The sequence below is a fragment of the Trinickia violacea genome, assembly GCF_005280735.1.
GTDB lineage: Bacteria > Pseudomonadota > Gammaproteobacteria > Burkholderiales > Burkholderiaceae > Trinickia_A > Trinickia_A violacea.
Map to the genome: position 1 here is coordinate 2,562,034 of NZ_CP040078.1, position 22,622 is coordinate 2,584,655.

General features: G+C 63.7%; 22 protein-coding genes. 7 read left to right on the forward strand and 15 right to left on the reverse strand.

Features of this window, described 5'->3' with window-relative positions:
- Window positions 1-9 precede the first annotated feature (9 nt).
- The 7 genes from FAZ95_RS33560 to FAZ95_RS33590 form a co-directional block, all read right to left on the reverse strand.
- Window positions 10-1,638, reverse strand: a complete 1,629-nt coding sequence (locus tag FAZ95_RS33560) for a PAS domain-containing hybrid sensor histidine kinase/response regulator (RefSeq protein WP_137336692.1) — start codon at window positions 1,636-1,638, stop codon at window positions 10-12.
- Between the two features lie 445 nt (window positions 1,639-2,083).
- Entirely contained in the window at window positions 2,084-2,674 is a 591-nt protein-coding gene (locus FAZ95_RS33565; protein ID WP_137336693.1) for an H-NS histone family protein, read from the reverse strand.
- A gap of 166 nt (window positions 2,675-2,840) precedes the next feature.
- Window positions 2,841-3,833, reverse strand: coding sequence for a rhamnose ABC transporter substrate-binding protein (gene rhaS, locus FAZ95_RS33570; protein ID WP_437437798.1), 993 nt, complete (start codon window positions 3,831-3,833; stop codon window positions 2,841-2,843).
- A 113-nt stretch (window positions 3,834-3,946) separates the two neighbouring features.
- Window positions 3,947-4,963: an ABC transporter permease gene (locus FAZ95_RS33575; protein ID WP_137336695.1), complete on the reverse strand. Its 1,017-nt coding sequence runs from the start codon at window positions 4,961-4,963 to the stop codon at window positions 3,947-3,949.
- Window positions 4,956-6,014, reverse strand: coding sequence for an ABC transporter permease (locus FAZ95_RS33580; RefSeq protein WP_137336696.1), 1,059 nt, complete (start codon window positions 6,012-6,014; stop codon window positions 4,956-4,958). The genes FAZ95_RS33575 and FAZ95_RS33580 overlap by 8 nt, the downstream gene beginning before the upstream one ends.
- Window positions 6,011-7,540 (reverse strand): sugar ABC transporter ATP-binding protein, encoded by a 1,530-nt coding sequence (locus tag FAZ95_RS33585; RefSeq protein ID WP_137336697.1) that lies wholly within the window; start codon window positions 7,538-7,540, stop codon window positions 6,011-6,013. The genes FAZ95_RS33580 and FAZ95_RS33585 overlap by 4 nt, the downstream gene beginning before the upstream one ends.
- 23 nt (window positions 7,541-7,563) lie before the next feature.
- Window positions 7,564-8,460, reverse strand: a complete 897-nt coding sequence (locus FAZ95_RS33590) for an amidohydrolase family protein (protein ID WP_137336698.1) — start codon at window positions 8,458-8,460, stop codon at window positions 7,564-7,566.
- A 237-nt stretch (window positions 8,461-8,697) separates the two neighbouring features.
- Here FAZ95_RS33590 and FAZ95_RS33595 point away from each other — a divergent pair, with 237 nt between their 5' ends.
- Window positions 8,698-9,651 (forward strand): LysR family transcriptional regulator, encoded by a 954-nt coding sequence (locus FAZ95_RS33595; protein ID WP_137336699.1) that lies wholly within the window; start codon window positions 8,698-8,700, stop codon window positions 9,649-9,651.
- 32 nt (window positions 9,652-9,683) lie between these two features.
- Here the strand turns inward: FAZ95_RS33595 and lra1 are convergent, their stop codons facing one another.
- From lra1 to FAZ95_RS33625, 6 genes are all read right to left on the reverse strand, one after another.
- Window positions 9,684-10,466 carry an L-rhamnose 1-dehydrogenase Lra1 gene (gene lra1 / locus FAZ95_RS33600; RefSeq protein ID WP_137336700.1) on the reverse strand — a complete coding sequence of 261 codons (783 nt, stop codon included), beginning with the start codon at window positions 10,464-10,466 and terminating at the stop codon, window positions 9,684-9,686.
- A 133-nt stretch (window positions 10,467-10,599) separates the two neighbouring features.
- Window positions 10,600-11,778, reverse strand: coding sequence for an L-rhamnonate dehydratase (rhmD, locus tag FAZ95_RS33605; protein ID WP_137336701.1), 1,179 nt, complete (start codon window positions 11,776-11,778; stop codon window positions 10,600-10,602).
- A 4-nt stretch (window positions 11,779-11,782) separates the two neighbouring features.
- Window positions 11,783-13,150, reverse strand: coding sequence for an MFS transporter (locus tag FAZ95_RS33610; protein ID WP_137336702.1), 1,368 nt, complete (start codon window positions 13,148-13,150; stop codon window positions 11,783-11,785).
- Between the two features lie 56 nt (window positions 13,151-13,206).
- The gene (locus FAZ95_RS33615) at window positions 13,207-13,959 is read right to left on the reverse strand and encodes an SDR family NAD(P)-dependent oxidoreductase (protein WP_137336703.1); all 753 of its coding nucleotides are present in this window, start codon (window positions 13,957-13,959) and stop codon (window positions 13,207-13,209) included.
- Window positions 13,960-14,330: 371 nt separating this feature from the next.
- Window positions 14,331-14,741, reverse strand: coding sequence for a response regulator (locus tag FAZ95_RS33620; protein WP_137336704.1), 411 nt, complete (start codon window positions 14,739-14,741; stop codon window positions 14,331-14,333).
- A 412-nt stretch (window positions 14,742-15,153) separates the two neighbouring features.
- Window positions 15,154-15,828, reverse strand: a complete 675-nt coding sequence (locus FAZ95_RS33625; protein ID WP_254700073.1) for a TetR/AcrR family transcriptional regulator — start codon at window positions 15,826-15,828, stop codon at window positions 15,154-15,156.
- Between the two features lie 152 nt (window positions 15,829-15,980).
- Here FAZ95_RS33625 and FAZ95_RS33630 point away from each other — a divergent pair, with 152 nt between their 5' ends.
- The 6 genes from FAZ95_RS33630 to FAZ95_RS33655 all read left to right on the forward strand — a co-directional run bounded on the left by FAZ95_RS33630 (window position 15,981) and on the right by FAZ95_RS33655 (window position 20,991).
- Entirely contained in the window at window positions 15,981-17,498 is a 1,518-nt protein-coding gene (locus FAZ95_RS33630) for an MDR family MFS transporter (protein ID WP_137336706.1), read from the forward strand.
- Window positions 17,499-17,635: 137 nt separating this feature from the next.
- Window positions 17,636-17,899, forward strand: a complete 264-nt coding sequence (locus FAZ95_RS33635; protein ID WP_137336707.1) for a hypothetical protein — start codon at window positions 17,636-17,638, stop codon at window positions 17,897-17,899.
- A gap of 141 nt (window positions 17,900-18,040) precedes the next feature.
- Window positions 18,041-18,382: a DHCW motif cupin fold protein gene (locus FAZ95_RS33640; RefSeq protein WP_137336708.1), complete on the forward strand. Its 342-nt coding sequence runs from the start codon at window positions 18,041-18,043 to the stop codon at window positions 18,380-18,382.
- Window positions 18,382-18,945 (forward strand): GNAT family N-acetyltransferase, encoded by a 564-nt coding sequence (locus tag FAZ95_RS33645; RefSeq protein WP_137336709.1) that lies wholly within the window; start codon window positions 18,382-18,384, stop codon window positions 18,943-18,945. The genes FAZ95_RS33640 and FAZ95_RS33645 overlap by 1 nt, the downstream gene beginning before the upstream one ends.
- Window positions 18,946-18,954: 9 nt before the next feature.
- A complete protein-coding gene (locus FAZ95_RS33650) occupies window positions 18,955-19,815 on the forward strand; it encodes a MerR family transcriptional regulator (protein WP_137336710.1) in 861 nt (286 codons plus the stop codon).
- Between the two features lie 90 nt (window positions 19,816-19,905).
- Entirely contained in the window at window positions 19,906-20,991 is a 1,086-nt protein-coding gene (locus FAZ95_RS33655) for a sulfonate ABC transporter substrate-binding protein (protein ID WP_137336711.1), read from the forward strand.
- Between the two features lie 80 nt (window positions 20,992-21,071).
- Here the strand turns inward: FAZ95_RS33655 and FAZ95_RS33660 are convergent, their stop codons facing one another.
- Together FAZ95_RS33660 and FAZ95_RS33665 are read right to left on the reverse strand one after the other, a co-directional pair.
- Complete coding sequence (locus FAZ95_RS33660; protein ID WP_137336712.1) at window positions 21,072-21,476, reverse strand: RidA family protein; 405 nt, start codon at window positions 21,474-21,476, stop codon at window positions 21,072-21,074.
- Window positions 21,466-22,614 (reverse strand): DSD1 family PLP-dependent enzyme, encoded by a 1,149-nt coding sequence (locus FAZ95_RS33665; protein WP_137336713.1) that lies wholly within the window; start codon window positions 22,612-22,614, stop codon window positions 21,466-21,468. The genes FAZ95_RS33660 and FAZ95_RS33665 overlap by 11 nt, the downstream gene beginning before the upstream one ends.
- Window positions 22,615-22,622 lie beyond the last annotated feature (8 nt).

The following is a 22,622-nucleotide window of genomic DNA, read 5'->3' on the forward strand; positions in this document are numbered from 1 at the left end:
AGCCGCGAGTCAGCGGTCCTCCGAGCGCGGCTCCAGGCCGCTGCGCCGATCCAGCGCGCGCTGCAACAGCGAATCGATCAGCGCGAGCGGCACGGGCTTCGTCAAATGTGCATCGAACCCGCCCTGCAGCGAACGCTCCATGTCGCTCGCCTGGCCAAAGCCCGTCATCGCCGCGTAAAGCACCTCGTTCGTGGACGGAATCGCCTTCAGCTGGCCCAAGACGGCAAAGCCGTCCGCGCCCGGCATCGCGATGTCGATCAGCGCGACATCGATGCGCTCGGTGCTCGCGATCGCCAACGCCTGCAGGCCGTTGTAGGCGACCCTCACGCGATGCCCCTTGAGCGTCATCAGCATCGCCATGCTGTCGGCCGAGTCGCGGTTGTCGTCGACGATCAGCACGTGCAAGGTGTTGCGGCTGTCGCTCTCGGCCGCGTCCGGGGGCGGCATCGCCGCGCCGGCGTGCGAATCCACCGACGACGCAGCGAGCCGCGGCAGACGCAACGTAAACGTGGCGCCTTGGTCGTGGCCGTCGCTCGCCACCGTCACCGCGCCGCCATGCATTTCCGCGAGCCACCGGCAAAGCGTCAGGCCGACCCCGAGCCCCCCCTCCTTTCTTTCGAGCCGATTGTCGGCTTGCACGAACAAATCGAAGATCGAATCGAGCGCGTCGGCCTCGACTCCGCAGCCCCGGTCGACCACGCGCAGCGCCGCCAAGGTCCCTTCCGCGTGCACCGAGACACTGATCCGCGAACCCGGCTCCGAGAATTTCGACGCGTTGGAAAGCAGATTCTGTGTGATCTGAACGAGGCGCGCCAAATCGCCGTTCACCATGACGCGCGACTTCGGATAGCTGACGTCGACGGCCTGCTGCCGCATGTCGAGGTGCGGGCGCATCATCTCGATGCTGCGCGACACGACGTCGTTCAAGTCGACCGGCTCGAGGCGCAGCACGATCTTGCCGGTGGTCACGCGGCCGACGTCGAGCAGATCGTCGACGAGGCGCGTGAGGTGGGACACTTGCCGGTCGATCATGTCGCGGCACTGCTTGATCGTCGGGCTCACGAACGGCTCGAGCATCATCACGCTCAACGCGTTGCGCACCGGCGCCAGCGGGTTGCGCAACTCGTGTGCGAGCGTGGCGAGAAATTCGTTCATATGCTGGCTCGCGACTTCGAGCTCACGCAATCGCTTCCTTTCCGTCATGTCGCGCGTCACCTTGGCAAAGCCACACAATTCGCGCTTGCCGCCGCGCGTTTCGTACACTGCGGTAATGATCGCATTGGCCCAGAACATCGAGCCGTCCTTGCGCACACGCCAGCCTTCGTCCTCGACGCGCCCGACCCGGGTCGCCGTGACGAGCTCCATTTCCGGCTTGCCCGCTGCGACATCGTCAGGGGGATAGAAGACGGAAAAGTGCTGGCCCATGATCTCCCGCGCCGAATAGCCCTTGATCTTCTGCGCGCCGGTATTCCAGCTCGCCACGCGGCCGTCGCGATCGAGCATGAAGATCGCATAGTCCTCCACCGCTTCGACAAGGATTCGGAAGCGCTCCTCGGACGGCGCGACGAGTTCGCGTTCGCGCACATCGCGCGCCGGGGCGCCGGGAGACGGCTCTGGGGCGGAAGAGTCCGGGTGCATGGGGGTAGCGGGTTCGTTAGAGGCTGTTCACGCCAGTCGCAAATCGTTCTTCCGGCGGCATGAGCGAGCCTGTTTAAGCGTAGACCGGACTTCCGGGCGCGGCCCAACAAGCCGCTTAGAGCCCCCTTAAGCAAGGCTTATGCCGATGCTCGTTATCTGGGACGGTCTGGGGCGCTCGTCAGCCGAGCCAGTCTATGGCCCGCCCCGCGCCAATGCGCGACGATACCCGACGTGATGTGACGAACTGCAAGAAGCGCATTGCCGGCATGCAAATTTGACAACGCGATTGCAAAAAGTCGTATTCGACAGACTAAACGTAGCGTGCGGCGCGAAGATTGCGCTGCACGCGTATTCCGTATTCGGACGGGTCTGATCGAGCGCGCCCCCGCGATGCGTCGCGGTTGAGCGGCCGCGGCTCCTGGCGAGCCGCGGGTCACCGGAAGACTTACGCTGCGGCGCTCTTCGCTGCCGCGCTCTTCACCGCAGCGCGCTTCGCGCGGCCAGCCGTTTTCGCGGCGCGAGCCGGCTTGGCTGCCTTGACCGACTTCGCTGCGGTCTTTTTGGCCGCGACGGCTTTCTTCGCCGGAGCCTTGCGCGCAACCGTCCGTTTAGCGCCACCGGCCTTTTTGGCTGCAGCCGTCTTTTTAGCGGCAGCCGGCTTCGCGGCTGCGGCGCCCGCATTCGACTTGTCGATCAGGAAGACCGAGCGGTCTTTTGCATCCTTGATCCATGCCGGCGGGCGAGCGTGGCCGCTCCATGTCGCGCCCGTTTCGGGGTTCCGGAACTTCGGCGGCAGCTTGCCCGCAGCCTTGAGGCCCTTGGCCTTTGCCGCCGCGCCCGCGTAGCCGGCCGCGCCCTTCGGCTTGGGACCGCGCTTCTTCGGCATATGCGCGTCGAGGTCGGCGATGGTCAGGCCGTGCTTGTTCATCAGCGCGCGGATTTCCCCGATCACGGCAGTCGCCCGCTTGGCGATCAAGCTTTCCGCTTGCGCCTGCAATTTTTCGATACGGCTTTGGATTTGCTTGAGCGTAGCCATCTTTTCTCCTTAAGAATGAATTGCGTGACTATGCCACGGGATCCTTGGATTGACTAACGCTAAGTGGTCTTGCTAAGCAAAGGATAATAAAAAAGCGCCCAAAAGGGCGCTAAAAAACAACACATTTCGCTTAAGGACGCTTGCTGCAGCGCAGCCGGAATGCGTGTTAGAAATTGAAATTATCGATGTTGCTCGTGTCGAACGTGGTCGGCGGCCCAAGAATGATTTCGCCATCCTTGCCGATCGTCCGCTTGCCGAGCTTGCCGGCGTCGAACGATTCGCCCTCCTTGCCGGTGATCGTGCCCGATGCCAAGTTAGCCGCGGCATAAGCGGCCAGATAGCCCAATTGACCCGGGTCCCACAATTGAAACGCCTTGACCGTGCCGTTCTTGATGAACGCGCGCATCTGGTTCGGTGTGCCAAGACCCGTCAGCATGACCTGGCCTTTCTTGGGCGAAGTCGACAAATAACGCGCCGCCGCAGCAATGCCCACCGAAGTCGGCGCCACGATGCCCTTCAAATTCGGATAAGCCTGAAGCAGACCTTGCGTTTCGACGAACGATTTCTGGTCGTCATCGTTGCCGTAAGCGATCTTAACGAGCTTCATCTTCGCGTATTCCGGTTTCTTCAATTCCTCCTGCATCCACTTAATCCAGGTATTCTGATTCGTCGCATTCGGCGTCGCCGAAAGAATCGCGAATTCGCCCTCGCCGCCGATCAATTTGGACAGCAATTGAATCTGCCCGCGGCCGATCGATTCGGCATTCGCCTGATTCACGAACAACTGCCGCCCGGCCGGCGCCGTATCGGAATCGAAGGTCACGACCTTGACGCCTTGCGCCATCGCGCGCTTCAGATAAGGAACGAGCGCGTTCGCGTCGTTGGCGGCGATGACGATCGCGTTTTGCCGCTGCGTGATGAGCGTGTTGATGTACGAAACCTGCGACGATGCGCCCGCATCCGACGGCCCGACCACCTTGCCGTCGCCGCCGAACTCCTTGATCGCGTCCATGCCGCCGTTATCCGCGGTGACTTCGTATGGGTTATTGATCTGCTTCGGCACGAAGGCGATTTTCAGGCCGGGCTTGAGGTCGGCCGCGCTGGCCGCCGCGCTGGCCACGGATGTCACCGCCACCAAGGCCGCACAGACTAGCGGCATGCCGAAACCGCGCAGAAAACGATGATGCCCAGACATAGCAAGTCTCCTAATAGACGCTCGAGCCCCGCCATTCGGGGTTGCAAGCGGTTGTTGGTATTCCTGGGGGGGCGTGATTAACGTGAAGCCGCCGCGCGCATCAACGAACGACGCTCGCGCATGCTGCGCCAGCGCGCGAGCAGATTCGGCACCAGCACCGACGACAGCAACAACGCCCCGGTCACGATCGTCAGCGTTTCGCTCGATACGTCGTTGAGCGTCAGCGCATTGCGCAGCACGCCGATGATGACGAGCGAGAGCAGCACGCCGGCCATCGAGCCGCGCCCGCCGAAAATGCTCACTCCGCCGAACAGCACGGCCGCGATCACCGGCAGTTCGAAGCCCTCGCCGTTGTCGCCGCGCGCACTCGTAAAGCGCAGCGTATAGACGACGCCCGCCAACGCGCTCATGAAACCCGAGACGACGAACAGCTTGAGCTTGACGCGCGCGACGTCGATGCCGGAGAACGCGGCCGCGGTCGGGTTCGCGCCGATCGCATAGAGACCGCGGCCGAACGCCGTGCGATGCAGCACGACCGTAAAGATGACTGCGCCGACGATCACGAGCGTGAACGGCTGCGGCAGGAACGTACTGCCGACGTTGTTCATTCCGAATGCGGTATAGCCGGCCGGAAAATCGGCGACGGCCTGATCGCCGAGAAGCACATAAGCGAGCCCGCGAAAGAGCGCGAGCGTGCCGATCGTGACGGCAAGCGACGGCAGATTGAAACGCACGATGACGAAGCCGTTGAAGAACCCGGCCAGCGCGCCGAACATGAGCACGAGCGCGATGACGACCGGCATCGGCAACCCCATGTGCCACAGCACGCCCATCAACGCGCTCGACGCGCCGAGCACCGACGCCACCGACAAATCGATTTCCGCGGCGACGATGATGAGTGTCATCGGCAACGCCATCAGCGCGATTTCGGTGAAATCGGCCAGCATGTTGCCAAGGTTGGCGCTACTGATGAACATCGGCGAAAGCACGGTGCCGAAACCGAGCGACAGTACGAGCACGATGCCGAGCGCCGCCTCCCAGGTCACGCGAAAACCGCGTGTACCGGCTGCTGCGGCGGAATTGGGATTAGCCATGATCGCGCTTCCTCATCATGCGTTTAGCGACGGAGCGGGCAAGCAGCGTATCGACCGTGATGGCCGCGACGATCAGCGCCCCTTGAATGGCTTGCTGCCAGAACGGCGACACGCGCAACACGACTAGCGCGATGTTGATCACGCCGAGGACGAGCGCGCCGAGCGTTGCGCCGAGCACCGTGCCGACGCCGCCCGTGATCGCGACACTGCCCACGACCGCCGACGCCACGACCTGCAATTCGATGCCCTTGCCGGTGCCCGCATCGACGGTGCCGAAGCGCGCGAGCCACAAGATCCCCGCGAGCCCGGCGATCGCGCCCGACAACAAGAAGCCCGCGAACACGCGCCGCTCGACCTTGATGCCGGCGAGCACCGCCGCCTCCGGGTTCGAGCCGATCGCGTAGTGCTCTCGGCCGGCGCGGAACTGCTTCAGATAGACGGCGAGCGCGATCAGCACGACGGCCGCCATCACGACGAGGTTCGGCACGCCAAGCAGCGTTCCGGTGGCGAGCCGCGAGAACGCATCGGGCAGGCTCGACGCGTTGATCTGGCCGCCGTGGACCCACGCGTAGTCCGCGCCGCGAAAGATATAGAGCGTCGACAGCGTCGCGACGAGCGACGGCACGCGCCCGAACGTCACGAGCGTGCCGTTGATCGCGCCCGCGACCAGACCGATCGCGACGCCCGCCACGAGCGCGCCCGCGATCGGCAGGTTGGGAAACGCGACGAACAAGCTGCCCACGGCATACGCGCTGATGCCCACCGTCGAGCTGATCGACAAATCGATGTGCCGCATCAGCATGACGACCGTCATCCCTGCCGTCAGCAAGCTGATGATCGACACGTTCAACAGCACGTCGCGCAGGTTCTGCAGATTCAGGAACTCGGGCCGCGCGAGCGCGGTCCCGCCGATCAGCAGGATCAGCACGACGAAGAGCGTGGTCTCGCGGCTTTGCGCTACAGCCGCGGCGAACCGGCTGAGTTTGAACACGGGCAAGCCCGGTGCGTGGTGATGGGCCCCGACGGGCGCCGTGGAGGAATGCCGGGTCATGCCGCGTGCCCCATGGTGACGGGCGTGCCGCCGAGCGCGGCGCCCATGATGCTTTGTTCGGTGGCCTGCGCGCGCGAAAGGCTCGCGCTGATGCGCCCTTCGTGCATCACGAGCACCCGGTCCGCCATGCCGAGCACTTCCGGCAATTCGCTCGAAATCATCAGCACGGCCATGCCTTCGCGCACGAGATCGGACAGGGTGCGGTAGACCTCGGCCTTGGCGCCGACGTCGATGCCGCGCGTCGGCTCGTCGATGATGAGCACGCGCGGCTCCGTTGCGAGCCATTTGCCGAGCACGACCTTTTGCTGGTTGCCGCCCGAGAGTGTGCCGGCCGGCGCGTCGAGGTTCGACGCCTTGAGCTTGAGCCGTTGGCCCCAATGCGCCGCGAGCTTCGTTTCGCTGGCGGACGAGATCAGGCCGTGACGCACGAGGCGCCCGAGCACGGTCAGCGAGGCGTTGCGCGCGATGCTCAGCTCGAGCGCGAGACCTTGCGCGCGCCGGTCTTCCGGTACGAGCGCGATGCCCGCGCGCACCGCGGCGGCCGGCTTGCCCGGCGCAACGCGCTTGCCGGATACGTGGACTTCGCCTGCATCGGGCATGTCGATACCGAATATCGCGCGCGCAACTTCGCTGCGCCCTGCACCTACGAGCCCCGCGAGCGCGACGATCTCGCCCGCGCGCACCTCGAACGACACGTCCTTGAATACGCCGATGCGCGTCAAGCCGCGCACCGAAAGCCGCACTTCGCCGGGCATCACGTCGGCTTTCGGATAAAACGTGTCGAGGTCGCGCCCCACCATCTTCGCGACGATCTGATCGGTCGTGAGGTCTTTCGTCATCGCGGTCTCGACGGTCGCGCCGTCGCGCATGATCGTCACGCGCTCGGTCAGCGCGAACACTTCGTCGAGCCGGTGCGTGATGAAGAGAATCGCGACGCCGCTCTCGCGCAGCTTCCTGACGATGGAAAACAGACGCTCGACTTCAGGTAGCGAAAGCGCGGCGGTCGGCTCATCCATCACGAGCACGTTCGCGTTCAGCGACAGCGCCTTCGCGATCTCGACCACCTGCTGATCCGCGATCGACAAGCCGCGCACGAGCCGCTGCGCACGCAGATTCACGCCTAACGACACGAGCAGCGCGTCGACCTCGCGATGCATCTCGTCGTAGCGGATGCGCCCGAGCGCATCGGTCGGCTGCCGTCCCATGTAGATGTTCTCGGCGATCGACAAATCGAAGAACAGCGTCGGCTCCTGATAGATCACCGCGATGCCCGCGCTGCGCGCATCGGCGGGGTCGGAAAACGAGCGCGCGGTGCCGTCGATCGTCAGCTCGCCGCCATCGGGACGATGCACGCCCGCGAGAATCTTCACGAGCGTCGATTTGCCTGCGCCGTTCTCGCCGAGCAACGCGTGCACTTCGCCGGGCCAAAGCGTGAGATTGCCGTTTTCGAGTGCGCGCACGCGCCCGAAGGTCTTGGTCGCACGCGCGAGCGTGAGACGCGGTACCGGGTTCGTCGATGAAGTCATGCCTGCCTTGCCATGGTGGAGGTTCAGATCCGGTAACAGCGTTGCGCATTCGCGCGGAACAGCGCGTCACGCTCCTCCGCGCTCGCACCGGCGACGATCGCCGCGTAGGCGTGCCACAGCGCCGAGTAAGTGCCGAACAATCGGTCGACCGGGAAGTTCGATGCGAACATCGCGCGCTCGACGCCGAACGCATCGATCGTTTCGAGCACGTACGGACGCAGGCTTTCGACTGTCCAGCCATGGTCGAACATCGCGAGTCCGCTGATCTTCACGACCACGTTCTCGCACGACGCGAGCAAGCGCAGACCGTCGCGCCACGCACGATAGCCCTCGACGCTGTCGCGGTCGACGAACATGCCCGCGTGGTTCAGGATCAACAGCGTGTCCGGATGCTCGCGCGCAAGCGCAGCGGCGTCCGCCATCTGCGACGGGTAGAGCTGCAAGTCGAACGACAAGCCATAGCGCGCGAGCAAGCCGAAATTGCGGCGCCAGACGCCGTCTTGCAGATAGTCCTGCTGCACGTAGTTGTAGAGCGAATCGGAATGACGGTTCAGGATCTGCCGGATGCCGCGCGTATTCGCGTACGCCATGTGCCCTTCGAGCACCGCTTGCGCGTTGGATTGCGACAGATCGGCGGCAGCGACGATCGCATTCGGGAAATCGCGTCCGCCGCGGCGCGTGTCGGCGAGCGACTGCAGCCAGCGCGTCTCGCCGACCGGATTCGCCGGATCGTAATTGGCTTCGACGTGGACCACCTTCAGCAATTCGATATCGGCGGCATCCTCGATCAGATCGGTAGGCAGATAATCGTGCTTCAGATCGCGCGCGTCGCCGACAAACGATTTGCCCGGATTCGCCAGCCACGGATAGTGGTGCGCGCTCAAATCCCAAAAGTGGACGTGTGAATCGACAACTCGCATCGGTCTTCTCGCTAGGCTCAGCGCCTTTCCGGCAGGTTTGTTGAGCAAAGGAGACGGCGATGCATGCGGTGCGCAAAATGCAGCACGGTTGCGACACGCATCGCGGTGCCGCTGTCTCCAATTCTTTCCGCCTGTGCGCTTAAATGCTTGCATGGCGTCTATTTGATTTGACTATAATCGGCCCACCGATAACATCACAATCCGTTCTTTGGATTGGGCGATCGCTAAAGCGAATCAATGAACTCCTCTTCGTCGTCGTTTGTTGCGCTGGTCAACCGCCTCAAATTCAAGCACCTCGCCCTGCTCGTCGCGCTCGACGACATGCGCAATCTTCATCAAGCCGCCGAAGCGATCAACGTCGCCCAACCGAGCGCGAGCCGCATGCTCGGCGACATCGAGGAAGCGTTCGGCTTTCTGCTGTTCGAGCGCAATTCGCGCGGCATGCAGCCGACGCCGCTCGGCAGCGCGGCGCTCGCTTACGCGCGCCATTCGCTCGCGGAACTCACGCGCTTTGCCGAGGGGCTCGAGGTCAAGCGCAAAGGCGGGCATGGGCAGCTCACGGTGGGCGCGATCATGGGCGCCGCGCCCGATCTGCTCGCGATGGCAGTCGCCGATTTGAAAGCCGAGCGGCCGCTCCTGAACATCCGCATTCTTGGCGAAACCAGCGACCAAGTGCTGCAGCTGCTGAATCGCCGCGAAGTCGATGTCGCGCTGGGACGCTTCACCAACGCGCTGCAACATAACGACTTCGATTTCGAGCCGCTCGCGCGCGAAACGCTGATGCTCGTCGTGCGCGCCGTGCATCCGATGGCGACGGGCGCGGCACCCTCCGCCGCAACGCTGGCGGATTTGCTCGGTTGGCCGTGGGTGGTGCAGCCGCTGACGACCCCGGCACGGCAATTGTTCGAGGATGAATTGGCGCGCGCGCAATTGCCGTCGCCGGCCAATCAGGTGGAATGCGCGTCGATCTTCGCGACGCTGCAATTGCTGCAAAACAGCAATGCGGTGGCGATGCTGCCGGAAACCGTCGTGCGGGATTACTTGCGCGCCAAGCTGTTGATCGCGCTGCCGATCGAGATCGGCGAAAGCCTCACCGGCTTCGGCCTTCTGGTTCGCAAGCAGGAACCGCTGTCGGAACCGGCCCAGCGCTTCGTGACCTTGTTGCGAAAGTATTCGAGCGGCAGCGCGTAAGCGCTACGCCGCCGGTCTGCCAAAGACGTTAGTTACTGCAGGTTCACGAACATGCCGCCGTCGACGAGCAACGCAGCGCCCGTCACATACCGCGCCCTGTCCGACGCGAGAAACACCACGCATTCGGCGACATCCTCGGGCTCCCCGAGCCGTCCCAACGGAATGCGTTTTTCGAAGTACGCCTTCTTCGCCGTATCCGACAAATCCTCCGCATTGAGGTCGGTCGCGATCGTGCCCGGCATCACCGAATTGCAGCGAATGCCATACGGCCCCAGCGCAATCGCGCACGATTGCATCAGCGAATGCACGCCCGCCTTCGTCGGCGTGTAGTGCGTCTGCATCCCGCCGCCGACGAGCGCGCTGATCGAGCTCGTCGCGACAATCGCGCCGCCGGTGCCCTGCGCCTTCATCTGGTTCGCCGCGGCCTGCGTCACGTAGAACGCGCCGTGCAGGTTGACGGCCATCGTCGTCTCGAACACTTCGGGCGGCATGTCGAGGAACGCATGGAACGGACAAATGCCCGCGTTGCTCGCTAGCACGTCGACACGCCCGAACGCGTCGACGGCCGCCTTCACGAGCGCCGCCCCGGTGTCGCGTTCGGCGACGTTGCCCTCGACCGCAATCGCGCGCCGCCCAAGCGACGCGATGTTGTCGAGCACCTCGCGAATCGCGGGGCGCCGGTTGTAAGTCGCATCGTTGTCGCCCCAGTAATTGAGCACGACATCGGCGCCCTCGCGGGCCGCCGTCACCGCGATGGCGCGACCGATGCCGCGAGACGCGCCCGTCACGATCACTACTTTGTCTTTCAGCAACATCCTGTTCTCCTGTCGACCAGAGTTAGCGCTTTAGCGCTTACTCTGGTCCCATGCTGAGGTTGCTTGGAGTTGGTGCTTCAGCACCTACTCCAAGCCCGCAGCAGTCGATCAGGCTTGGCGCTTTAGCGGTCGATCAATGCTGATACGGCCGATGCAAATTGCACTCCGGGTTGAGCCGCACACCGAAGCCCGGCGTCTCAGGCACCTTCATGCGGCCGTTCACCGGCACCGGCTCATCGAGCAGCAACGGATTGAACATCGGCACGACCTTGTCGGCCTGCGGCGCCATCATCAGGAACTCCGCAAACGGCGAATTGTGCCGCGTGACGACGAAGTGATAGCTGTAGACGGACGACCCGTGCGGCACGACGAGCGCATTGTGCGCATCCGCGAGCGCCGAGATCTTGATCAGCTCCGTCATTCCGCCGCACCAGCCGACGTCCGGCTGAATGATGTCGCAGCAGCCCATCTCGAGCAGCAGCCGGAAGCCCCAGCGCGTCGCTTCGTGCTCGCCGGTCGTCACGAGCATGCCGCGCGGCACGTTCTTGCGCAGTTGCGCGTACCCCCAATAGTCGTCCGGCGACAAGCATTCCTCGACCCACTTGAGGCCATATTCGTGCGCGGCATTCGCCAAGCGTGTCGCGTAATTGACGTCGAGGCTCATCCAGCAATCGAACATCAGCCAGAACTCGTCGCCGACTTTTTCGCGCATGTCCGCGAGCTTCTCCAGATTGAGCCGCAGCCCCTCCTCGCCCTCGGCCGGCCCGTGCTGCAACGGCATCTTGCCGCCGATGAACCCCATCTGCTTCGCCAGATCGGGACGCGCGCCGGTCGCATAGAACGTCAGCTCGTCGCGCACCGGGCCGCCGAGCAGTTGATACACCGGCTCCTTGCGCACCTTCGCAAGCAAATCCCACAACGCGAGATCGACGCCCGAAATCGTGTTCAGCACGATGCCCTTGCGGCCGTAGTACAGCGTCGCGTAGTACATCTGATCCCACATTTTCTCGATGTCGGTGACGAGCTGCCCTTCGAGAAAACGCGCGAGATGCTTCTCGACGATGAACGCGCCGATTTCGCCGCCCGTCGTCACCGCGAAGCCAACGGAGCCGTCGCTCGCTTCGATCTCGACAACCAGCGAACCGAGCACGTTGAGCCCGAACGATTGGCGGCTTTGCCGGTATTGCGGATAGCGGGCCATCGGCGTCGAAATATGGTCGTCGATCCAGTGATCGGCGCCCTGGTCGTGATAATCGGCGCCGCCGCCGCGCACCGTGAACGCGCGGACGTGCCGGATGGTAGGCATGGCCATGAGGTTAGCTCCGTCGTGTGGACGCCGATGCGGCCTGCGCGTCAGCGATAAAAGTTGCGTGAGTCATGCCGTCACCGGGCTGCCGCGCGTGAGGACGGCGCACGGCCACGGCGATCAGCAGCGCCGCCGCGAAGCTCGCCGCCCCGAGCACGGCAAGCCCCGCCGCGGTCGAGGCAAACGCGTGCTCGACGCTCGTGCGCAGCGTCGGCGCCAGAAAGCCGCCGAGACTGCCGATCGAATTGATCAGCGCGATGCCGCCGGCAGCTGGCGCGCCGGTCAGGTAACGCGTCGGGAACGTCCAGAAAAGCGGCTGCGCGGCAATAAAGCCGCTCGCGGCACATGCGAGTGCGATGAGCCCGATCCCGGCGTCCGGCGCCACGCCCGAGACGACCACTCCCGCGCCTGAAAGCGCGAGCAAGCCGATTGCCCAGCCACGATGCGTGCCGTGACGATCGGCGCGGCGCGGCACGAGCCATGTCGCGACGACCGCGCACAACCAAGGCAGCGCGGTAACGAAACCGACTTCGGCTCCCACTTTCGTGCCGAGCAGCGCCGCGACCTGCTGCGGCAAATAGAAGATCACGCCATACACGCTGACCTGAATCAGCAAATAGATGACGGCGAGCATCAGCACGCGCCGGTCGGTGAGCGCGCCGATCACGCTGTGCGGCCCGTGCGCCGAGGCGGAGCGCGCATCGTCGCCAACTGCCGATTCGAGCGCGTCGCGTTCGTCGGCGTCGAGCCAGCGCGCGTTCGCGGGCCGGTTGTCGAGATACCAGAACGCCCACACGCCCACCGCGGATGCGAGCAGCCCTTCGATAATGAACATCCACTGCCAGCCGGCCATGCCGAACGCGCCGTGCAGATCGAGCAGCATGCCGGAGAGCGGCCCGCCGAAAATGAACGCCAGCGGCGCGCCGAAATAGAACAGGCCGAGCGCACGAGCGCGCGCGCCCTGCGGAAACCACTGCGACAGGTAATAGACGATGCCGGGAAAGAAGCCCGCTTCGGCCACGCCGAGCAGGAAGCGCAGCGTGTAGAACACCGGCGCCGTGTGCGCGAACGCCATGCACGCCGAGACGACGCCCCACGTCACCATGATCCGGCACATCCAGCCGCGCGCGCCGAAGCGATGCAAGGCGAGATTGCTGGGAACCTCGAACAGCGCGTAGCCGATGAAGAACACGCCGGCACCGAACGCGAAGGCGCTGTCGGAGAGACCCGTGTCGTGCTGCAGCGCATGCTGCGCAAAGCCGATGTTCGCGCGATCGAGAAACGCCAATACGTACATCAGCAGCAGAAACGGCAGCAGGTGCCGCATCGCCTTGCGTGTCGCGCTCGCTTGCGCGGCGAAACGCGTCGTCTCCGTCATGCTGCCTCCTGTAGATGTGCAGCCGGTGTTTTTTACGCGGCACCGGTAAAAGGCGCTCAATACGTCGCGCGTCCGCCCGACAAGTCGAACACCGCGCCCGTGCTGAACGCGCAGTCTTCCGAGGACAACCACAGGATCAGCGACGCCGCCTCTTCCGGCAGCAGGAAGCGATTCATCGGGATTTTCGAGAGCATGTAGTCGATGTGCTGTTGCGACATCGAGTCGAAGATCTCCGTTTTCGCCGCCGCCGGCGTGACCGCATTGACGAGGATGTTCTTCGTCGCCAACTCCTTGCCGAGCGATTTCGTGAGGCCGATCAGGCCCGCCTTCGACGCGCTGTAGTGCGATGCGTTCGGATTGCCTTCCTTGCCGGCGACCGAAGCGATATTGACGATGCGCCCATAGCCCTGCTTGAGCATCTGCGGAACGACCGCGCGGCAAGTCAGGTACGGCGCGATCAGATTGACGTCGATGACGCGGCGCCATACGTCGGGCGCGAGTTCCCAGGTGGCGCCGTTGCCGCCGGTGATGCCCGCGCAGTTGATGAGCACGTCGATCGCGCCGTGAGCGGCGATCGTGTCCTGCGTGGCGCGCGCGACGGCGGCTTCGTCGGTCAGCTCGACCGGAAACGCGCTCACCTTGCCAAGCTCGCTCAACTCCGCTTGGCTGCGCGACAAGCGCTCGGCGTCGAGATCCCACAACGCCACCGCCGCACCCGAACGCAGCGCGCGTTGTGCGACGGCGTACCCAATCCCGCGTGCGCCGCCGGTCACGACGACGACGCGGTTATCCAGATCGATCCGGTTCATGTCTTCCTCCACGCGTGGCGCCGGGTTCGTGCGCCGTTGATGTCATGCGTACGACTATAGCGAGAGCACCGATAGCCAGACAATTCGCCTATTTGATCGGGAGATAGCGAAAGCGGATTGCGGTCCGCGCGGAGAATACGTGTGGAGTTGTCGTCGGAATATTGGCAACTTGTCCACAGATTTTGTTGGCAAACTTGTGGACAACCTGCGGGCATGACGCGTAAGCGTCTGACGCCAAAGGAAAAAGGTTGACGGTTGCCGAACGCGGCAACGGCAATTGGGAAAAAGCGCCTACACCGCGTCTTGTTCGATAAGACGCGCCTTGCGGCGGCGGTCGGAGAAGACCGCGTCGCCGCGACTTGCAAGCGGCATCAACTCGCCGCGCGAGCGCCAATCGCTTCGTGCAACAGCGAAACCAGTACTTCCGGCGGCGCGGGTTTCGTCATGAAGTGCTGAAAACCCTCGCCGATACTGCGAAGCCGGTAAGCCTCGTCGGTGTGCCCCGTGATCGCAACCGCCACGCACGGGCTGTGATTGGTGCAAATCTCGTAGTCGCGTAACCGCTGAATCAAATAGAAACCGTCCATCGTCGGCAGATCGAGGTCGCAGACGACGGCATCGGGCAGCACCCGCATCGCCGCTTCCACGCCCTCCTCCGCATCCGCCACTGCCACGACTTGCGCTCCTTCCGATTCCAGCAACATCACGAGCGAATCCCGATTCTGCGGATCGTCTTCCACGAGGACGATCGTCGCACGGTCAAGTCTCAATACTCCGTTCATACGTTTTTTTCGCTACCAGTACGGTGCGAAACGCCGCGAACCACGCGGCGCTTCGCCAATCAAACTGCCCTTGGCACGCGCCCGTTGCCAGCCGCTTGCAACTGACTACGGCTTGGCGGCCCCGCGTGCTGAAGACTCCGACCCGAACACGTGCCGCGAGTTGCAACGCGATCGGCACAGCAACCGGCGCGCGGCTTTCGGCGCAACCTCCGTCGGCGTGACGCTGCGTTGCCATGCCCTCTGCAGCATGTGTTTACATGTCGAGCAGCACCCTAGCACGCGACGAAGAAACGTCTATGAAAGACGCGGGCTAGATGGTGGTTTTCAAGCGGGATTTCAACCCGCCTTGCAAGCCGCGTCTGTTGCGTTCGCCACCTCCAGACGCAAAACTCGCGCCTGCCGGTACGTAGGGTCAGCGTTTGGTCTTGCGCGCGCCCATGCCGTCGGTGAGCAGCGCGATCGCGTGACGAGCGATTTCGTCCGTGCCGATCTGTCGCCGTTCAGGATCGGAGCGCCAGGAGGTGGATGCCGCGAGCGGCAGCAACGTGATGCCGAGCAGCGTGGGAAAGACGAGCGCCGGCTCGAGGTCCGGATTCAGGCGCCCCTCTTTTTGCCAGCGGACGATCCACTGGATCTCGTCCTTGCGATGCGCGTCCTTGAAGCGGTCACGCATGCGCTGTCTCAGCAAGCCCGCGTCGCTGATGACCTCGCGAATCCATAGCGACGGAAACCACGGACGCTCGGCGGCGAGATCGACGAAACGCTGCGCGATCGCCGCGAGCGCCGCCACGGGGTCGTCCGCGTTGTCCTCGAACGCGCCGCTGATCGCCTTGCGCACCGGAACGAAGCGCTCGTCTATGAGCACGTCGAGCAGTTGTTCGCGGGTCTTGAAGTAATAGTGCAGCATCGCCGGCGTGACGCCGGCTTCGCGCGCGATCGCGGCAAGCGTCGTATCGACGATGCCATGCCGCGCAAACAGCACGAGCGCCGTGTTCAGGAGTTTCTCGCGCTGCTCCGGCCCGCTCAAACCGCCCGTCGGACGGCCGGGACGGCGCGGCGCCGCTGCGGGCTTGGGCGGCGTTTTCATGGTTCGCGTGCCGGCCTTTGCGGTCCCGGCGGTTTCCACGATCTGTCGAGCGGTCTTTCTCGTAGCCATCTTCGAATCAAGTTGTTTGACTAAGCAAGGAATGTCGCCTATATTAATCGCCGCATTAATTAATTTCAAGGCCGAGTGTCCCCATGGATATCGATACCTCCGTCGCCGCAGTGGAAAGCGGACGCGCCGAAGCCGGCGAACGTCCGCCGATCCGGCTGATCTTCTCGGCGCTGCTGCTGGTCATGCTGCTGGCCGCGCTCGACCAGACCATCGTCTCGACCGCGCTGCCCACCATCGTCGGCGATCTCGGCGGACTGGAAAATCTGTCGTGGGTCGTGACGGCCTACTTGCTCACGTCGACCATCGTCGTGCCGCTCTACGGCAAGTTCGGCGACCTGTTCGGCCGCAAGATCGTGCTGCAGGCTTCGATTGCGCTATTCCTGCTCGGCTCCGTGCTGTGCGGGCTCGCACAGAACATGACGCAGCTCATTTTGCTGCGCGCGCTGCAGGGCCTCGGCGGCGGCGGTCTGCTCGTCATCACGATGGCCGCGATCGGCGACATCATTCCGCCCGCCGAACGCGGCCGCTATCAAGGGCTGTTCGGCGGCGTCTATGGTCTTGCGACCGTCATCGGGCCGCTCGCGGGCGGCTTCATCGTCGAGCATCTGTCGTGGCGCTGGATCTTCTACATCAACGTGCCGGTCGGCATCGTCGCACTTGCGGTGATCGGGGCCGCGTTCAAGCCGCACGTCGCGCACGTGAAGCACAAGATCGACTACGTGGGCGCCGGCTATCTCGCTGCCGCGCTCACTTGCATCATCTTGTTCACGAGCCAGGGCGGGACGGTCCTGCCGTGGTCGTCGCCCGACTTGTGGTTCACACTTGCGCTCGGCTGCATCGCGATCGCGGGCTTCGTCTATGAAGAGCGGCTTGCGGCCGAGCCCATCATGCCGCTCGAACTCTTCAAGGAGCGCACGTTCCTGCTTCCGAGCCTGATCGGTTTCATCGTAGGCGTTTCGCTGTTTGGAGCGGTTACGTTCCTGCCGCTGTATCTGCAGGTCGTCAAGAATTCGACGCCTTCGCAAGCCGGCATGCAGTTGCTGCCGCTGATGGGCGGCGTGCTCGTCACGTCGATTGCGAGCGGGCGGATCATCAGCAAGATCGGCAAATATCGCGCGTTTCCGATTGTGGGCACATTGCTCGTGTGCGTCGGGATGCTGCTGCTCGCCACACTCTCCGTTTCGACGCCTATCGAGCGCATGTATCTGTATATGGGTCTCGTCGGGTGCGGGCTCGGCATGGTCATGCAAGTGCTGATCCTTGCCGTGCAGAACACCGTCGCGTTCAAGCATATGGGCGTCGCGACGTCGGGCGCGACGCTGTTCCGCTCGATCGGCGGCTCGGTCGGCGTGGCGGCGTTCGGCGCGGTCTTCACGAACGTGCTGCACGCGCGGCTCGCCGCGCTGTTGCCCGCCGGCGCCGAGCTGCCCCAGGCGCTGCGGCCGGCCGCCGTGCAAGCGCTGCCGGCCGCGCTGCGCGACGACTATCTGCAGGCATTCGGCGGCGCCATGCATACCGTGTTCGTCGTCGCCGCGTGCATCGTCGTGTTCGCGTTCGCGCTGGCATGGCTGATCGAGGACGTGCCGCTCAGGAAAACGTGACCGCGCATGGCCGCCGGCCGCTTGCACAAAAAACCTGCCGCAACACGAATCACCCTGGAAAAAGCGGGTTTCAGCGCACGCCAATACCGGGTGCGGCCGAGTTGTTGTATCCTCTCGGCCGCTCACCTGGAGAACACATGAAGTTCACGACCTGGCTGGCCGCAGCGCTCACGCTCGCCGCCGCAGCCGCGACGGCAACCGCCACCGCACAAACCTCGCAAACCTATCATTTCGGCGAAGGCCAAGCCGCACCGCAAGCGCAGCACGCGGTGGCGCACCCTCACTCCCCGCGCTACGTCAAGCCGAAACACCGGAAGTACCGCAAGCCGAAGTATCATGCGCCGCGCCGTTACGCGCCGCCGCGCCACGTGTCGAATTCGCCTCTCTATTCGCACGGCTAAAGCGCTTCAACCTTGCCGTGCAGCGTTCGCTGCGCGGCGTGACGCACGTTTCGATTGCAGAACCTTTGTTTTGCACGCTTCGCTTCAGAAACCGCTGTAGCATGCTTATCCGACCTCAAACAACAAAAGGGAAGCGACAGCATGAAAATGGAGGCATTTGCGTTCGGCACCACCGATTGGGCCGAAATCGAACGAACAGAGCACAACGGGGAAACCGGCATGGCCTACTGGCGCACGCGGTTTTTCGGCGACAAGGAAAATCCCATCCGGGTTCGGATGGTGGAATACACGCCCGGCTACCTCGCAGACCACTGGTGCAAGAAAGGTCACGTGCTCCTCTGCCTGGAAGGCGAGTTGGAAACCACGCTGGAAGACGGCCGCAAGTTCGTCCTGACAGCGGGAATGAGCTATCAAGTCGGCGATAACGCCGAAGCGCACCAATCGTATAGCCGGACCGGCGCGAAACTGTTCATCGTCGACTAATGAGCTCAACCCACGCATCCGCTCCCGCGAACGCTGTCGGCGCGCCCATCATTCGCGACGCCACAGAAGCCGACATCCCCGCGATCCAAGCGATCTATTCGCACCACGTGTTGACCGGCGTCGCGTCGTTCGAAGAGACGCCGCCAAGCGTCGACGACATGCTTGCGCGGCGCGCGACAGTGCTGCAGCACGGCTTGCCGTACCTGGTCGCGGAACTCGACGGCCGCGTCGCCGGATACGCCTACGCGACGCCGTATCGGCCGCGCGCCGCCTATCGCCACACCATCGAAGATTCGATCTATATCGACGACGCGTGCCGCGGACGCGGTGTCGGCAGGGCGTTGCTGGCCGCGCTGATCGAGCGCTGCGAGGCGGGACCGTGGCGGCAGATGATCGCGGTCATCGCGGACGGCGGCCGCGGCGGCTCGACATCGCTGCACAGCAGCCTCGGCTTCGAGCCGATCGGCACCTTGAAGGCGGTTGGCTTCAAGCATGGCCGCTGGCTCGACAGCACGCTGATGCAGCGTGCGCTCGGCGCGGGAAGCGAAGCGCCGCCGCGCTAAAATCGGCGCATGCGCAAAACCCCCTCTTCCGCCTCCCGCACGACCGGCGCCGCGGCGAACTCGCCCGGCAACGAATACTCCGTCGACGAGCTCGCGCGCGTCGCCGACAGCACCGTGCGCAACATACGCGCCTACCAGGATCGCGGGCTGCTTGCGCCGCCGGAGAAACGCGGACGTGTCGGCATTTACGACGACACGCACGTGTCGCGCCTCAAGCTCATCCACCACCTGCTCGCGCGCGGCTACTCGCTTGCGAACATTCAGGACTTGATCAAGGCGATCGAAGAAGGACACGACCTGCGCTCGATCCTCGGCCTCGAAAACGCCATCGGCGGACGATGGTCGCAAGAGCGGCCGCAAGCCTATTCGCTCGCCGCGCTCGCGACGATGTTCGGCGGCACAGCGCCGGCCGCGCTAGCCAAAGCCGTTGAGCTGGGTCTTCTCGAGCGCGACGGGTTGAAGTTCGTCGCGAAGAGCCCGTCGTCGCTCGCGGCCGGTGCGGCGATGGCTCGCGAAGGGATACCGGCGCGCGAGATGCTCGACATGATGAGCGACGTTCGCCCGCATTTCGAAGCGGTCGCGAAGGTGCTCGTCGATCTCGTCGTGCGTCGGCTCGATCGATACGATGAAGCGTCACTGCCGCCGCCCGCCGACGTGCCTGCGCTCGTCGAGGCGATCGGACGGATGCGTCCGCTCGCGATGGTGCTCGTCGAAAGCGAAATGAACCGCGCGCTCGAGGAAGCGGCGGGCGGCTATTTGGGCGACCGGGTCGCGACGATCATGAAAAAGCGGCTCGGCCATGTGCCGGATGAAAACCGCAAGACAGGCACGGCATCAGGCCCGCCCCGCAAGCGCGCCACCAAGCGCTGACCGCTTTGGCCGCCGTGCAACGCGGCGCCAATTCGCTAACGCAACGTCATATTCAAATCGCAATTGCTTGGTTTGTTTCGCCGTAAGTGCATGCGACGATTCGCTGACTCGAGCGGCACGCGCGCTGTCGTCACGCGCGGTGCCGCCTTCGTCATCGACCGTCCGCATGGAGTTTCTCTCGTGATCAAACTGGCCGTCCGCTCCCCATTGCGCATCGTCGCTGCTTGGCTCGCTTCTTTGCTATTTGCACTCGCTGCCTTTCCTTCCTTCGCGCAAGGCGACACCGACAAGGTATTGCGAGTCGGCTATCAAAAAGCCGGCCTGCTCGCGGTGCTCAAGGCGCAAGGCGTGCTCGAGCAAAAGCTCAAACCGCTCGGCTATCGCGTCGAATGGTTCGAATTCCCGGCAGGCCCGCAATTGCTCGAAGCGCTAAACGCCAACAGCATCGATTTCGGCTATACCGGCGCACCACCCGCAGTATTCGCGCAAGCGGGCGGTGTGCACTTCGTCTATGTCGGCGCTGAACCGGCCGCCGCGCACAACGAAGCTATCTTCGTCAAAGCCGACTCCCCGCTGCGCACGCCCGCCGACTTGAAAGGCAAGCGCATCGCGCTCCAAAAGGGTTCGAGTTCGCACTACCTGCTGCTCGAAGCGCTCAAGAAAGCCGGCTTGCGATACGAAGACGTGCAGCCGGTCTATCTCGCCCCTGCCGATGCACGCGCGGCATTCGAAAGCGGCAACGTCGACGCGTGGGTGGTCTGGGACCCGTATTACGCCGCAGCGCAAGCGACGCTCAAAGTCCGCACGCTTGCCGATTTCGCCGGCTTTCCCACCAATAACTTTTACGAGTCCACGCGAGATTTTGCGCAGCAGCACCCGGATATCGTAGCCGCCGTGCTGAGCCAATTGCGTGCGACGGGCCAGTGGGTCAACGCGCATCCGGGCGAAACGGCAGCGTTGATCGCGCCGAAGGTCGGGCTCGATCAAGCGATCGTCGAAACGTGGGTCCGGCGCGTACCGTATGGCGCGACGCCCGTCACCGACAATGTGATCGCGCTTCAGCAAAACGTCGCCGATGCGTTTTACGGCGCGCGCTTGATCCCGCAAAAGCTCACCGTCAGAGACAACGTTTGGCAAAACAAGGCTGCGGTCGAGAGCTTGAACAGTGCACGCTAAGCCGCGAAAAGGCGTGCTCGAGGCGCACGCCGTCGCTATCGAAAGCATTGCGCCTTAATCCGGCGCGCGCTCCAGCGGCATCACAGCATCGCCGTCGCTTCGATTTCGATCTTGAAGCCGTAATGCAGCGGACCCGTCGGCACGATCGCGCGCGCCGGCCGCGCTTCGCCCGCCCAACGCGTGTAGATCTGATTGAAACTTGGCCAATGCTCGATATCGGCGATATAGACGCGGACTTGCACCAGTTGCCCAATGCTGCTGCCCACGCCTTCGAGCGCCGCCTTGACGTTCGCCAGCACCTGCTCGGCTTGGGCTTCAAAGGACTCGTCCGTCAGCTTCTGGCCGTTCGCGTCGATCGGCAGTTGCCCCGACACGAATACGAGCCCGTTGGCGATAGCGACGTGACTATAGTGGCCGCCGGGCGTCGAGAGGCCTGCGGGATTTTCGGTGCGCGGCAGATGCGTACTCTGTTCATTACCAGCCATGAAAGCGACTCCATACGGTAGTTTCGCCATCGTCCGATAGCGCGTGATATTCCGGGAACTGCGCACCCGTTGCGCAAGCGTGATTGGGCAGGATGCGCAGCTTGGTTCCGATCGGAAAACGCGCCGCCAAACTCTCGTCTTGCGACCCGTTGGCGAGTTGCGGGTTCGCGGGCGAAAGAATGCCGTGCTCCTGGTTCGCGCCGCTCATCACCCAACCGTTCAACGGCGTGCCATCGAGCGCACACGGTAGACCATAGCCGAAATCGTGCGCCTGTTTCGACGTGCCGCGATCGCGGCTCATCGCCATCCAGCCTGAGTCCAGAATGACCCAGTTCTTTTCGGGTTGATGGCCGATGACCGTGGCGACCACGCTCAACGCGATGTCGTCGATCGAACAGACGCCGACGTTGTGCATCACGAGATCGAAGAACACATAGACGCCTGCCCGCACTTCGGTCACGTCGTCGAGTTTCGCGGCCGACAATGCCGTCGGCGTCGAACCGACGCTGACCGCTTCGCAAGGGATACCCGCGTCGCGCAACCTTTGTGCCGCGCGGACGCAGCCCGCACGCTCCTGCTCGGCAAGTTCACTGAGCGCTTCCGGCGAGTGAAGCTCGTAACTCGACCCCGCGTGTGTCATCACGCCGCTCACTTTGATGCCGCCCTCGTGCAAAATGCGCCCGACTTCGAGCAGCGCATCCTGCTCCGGCGTGATGCCTGAACGATGGCCATCCGTATCGACTTCGATCCACACTTCTAGCGATTCGCGCTGCTCGCTCGCGAACTTTGCAATCTCCACTGCCGCAGGGACGTTGTCGATCACGAGCTTTAGATCGCAGCCCTTCTGTCTTAACGCCATCGCCCTCGGCAACTTCGATGGCGCGATACTGACCGCGTAAAGAATATCGGTCACGCCGGCAGCAAAAAACGCTTCGGCTTCTTTCAGTGTCGAAACAGTGATGCCTTTCGCGCCCGCCGCCAATTGCGCGCGGACCACGTCCAGGCATTTGGTGGTTTTCACATGAGGGCGGAATGTCACGCCGAGCGCGTCCATACGCGCTTGCATGCGCGCAATATTCCGTTCCATCCGCGAGATGTCGACCAGTGCGGCTGGCGTATCGAGTTCGTCGAGTTTCATGATTTCAA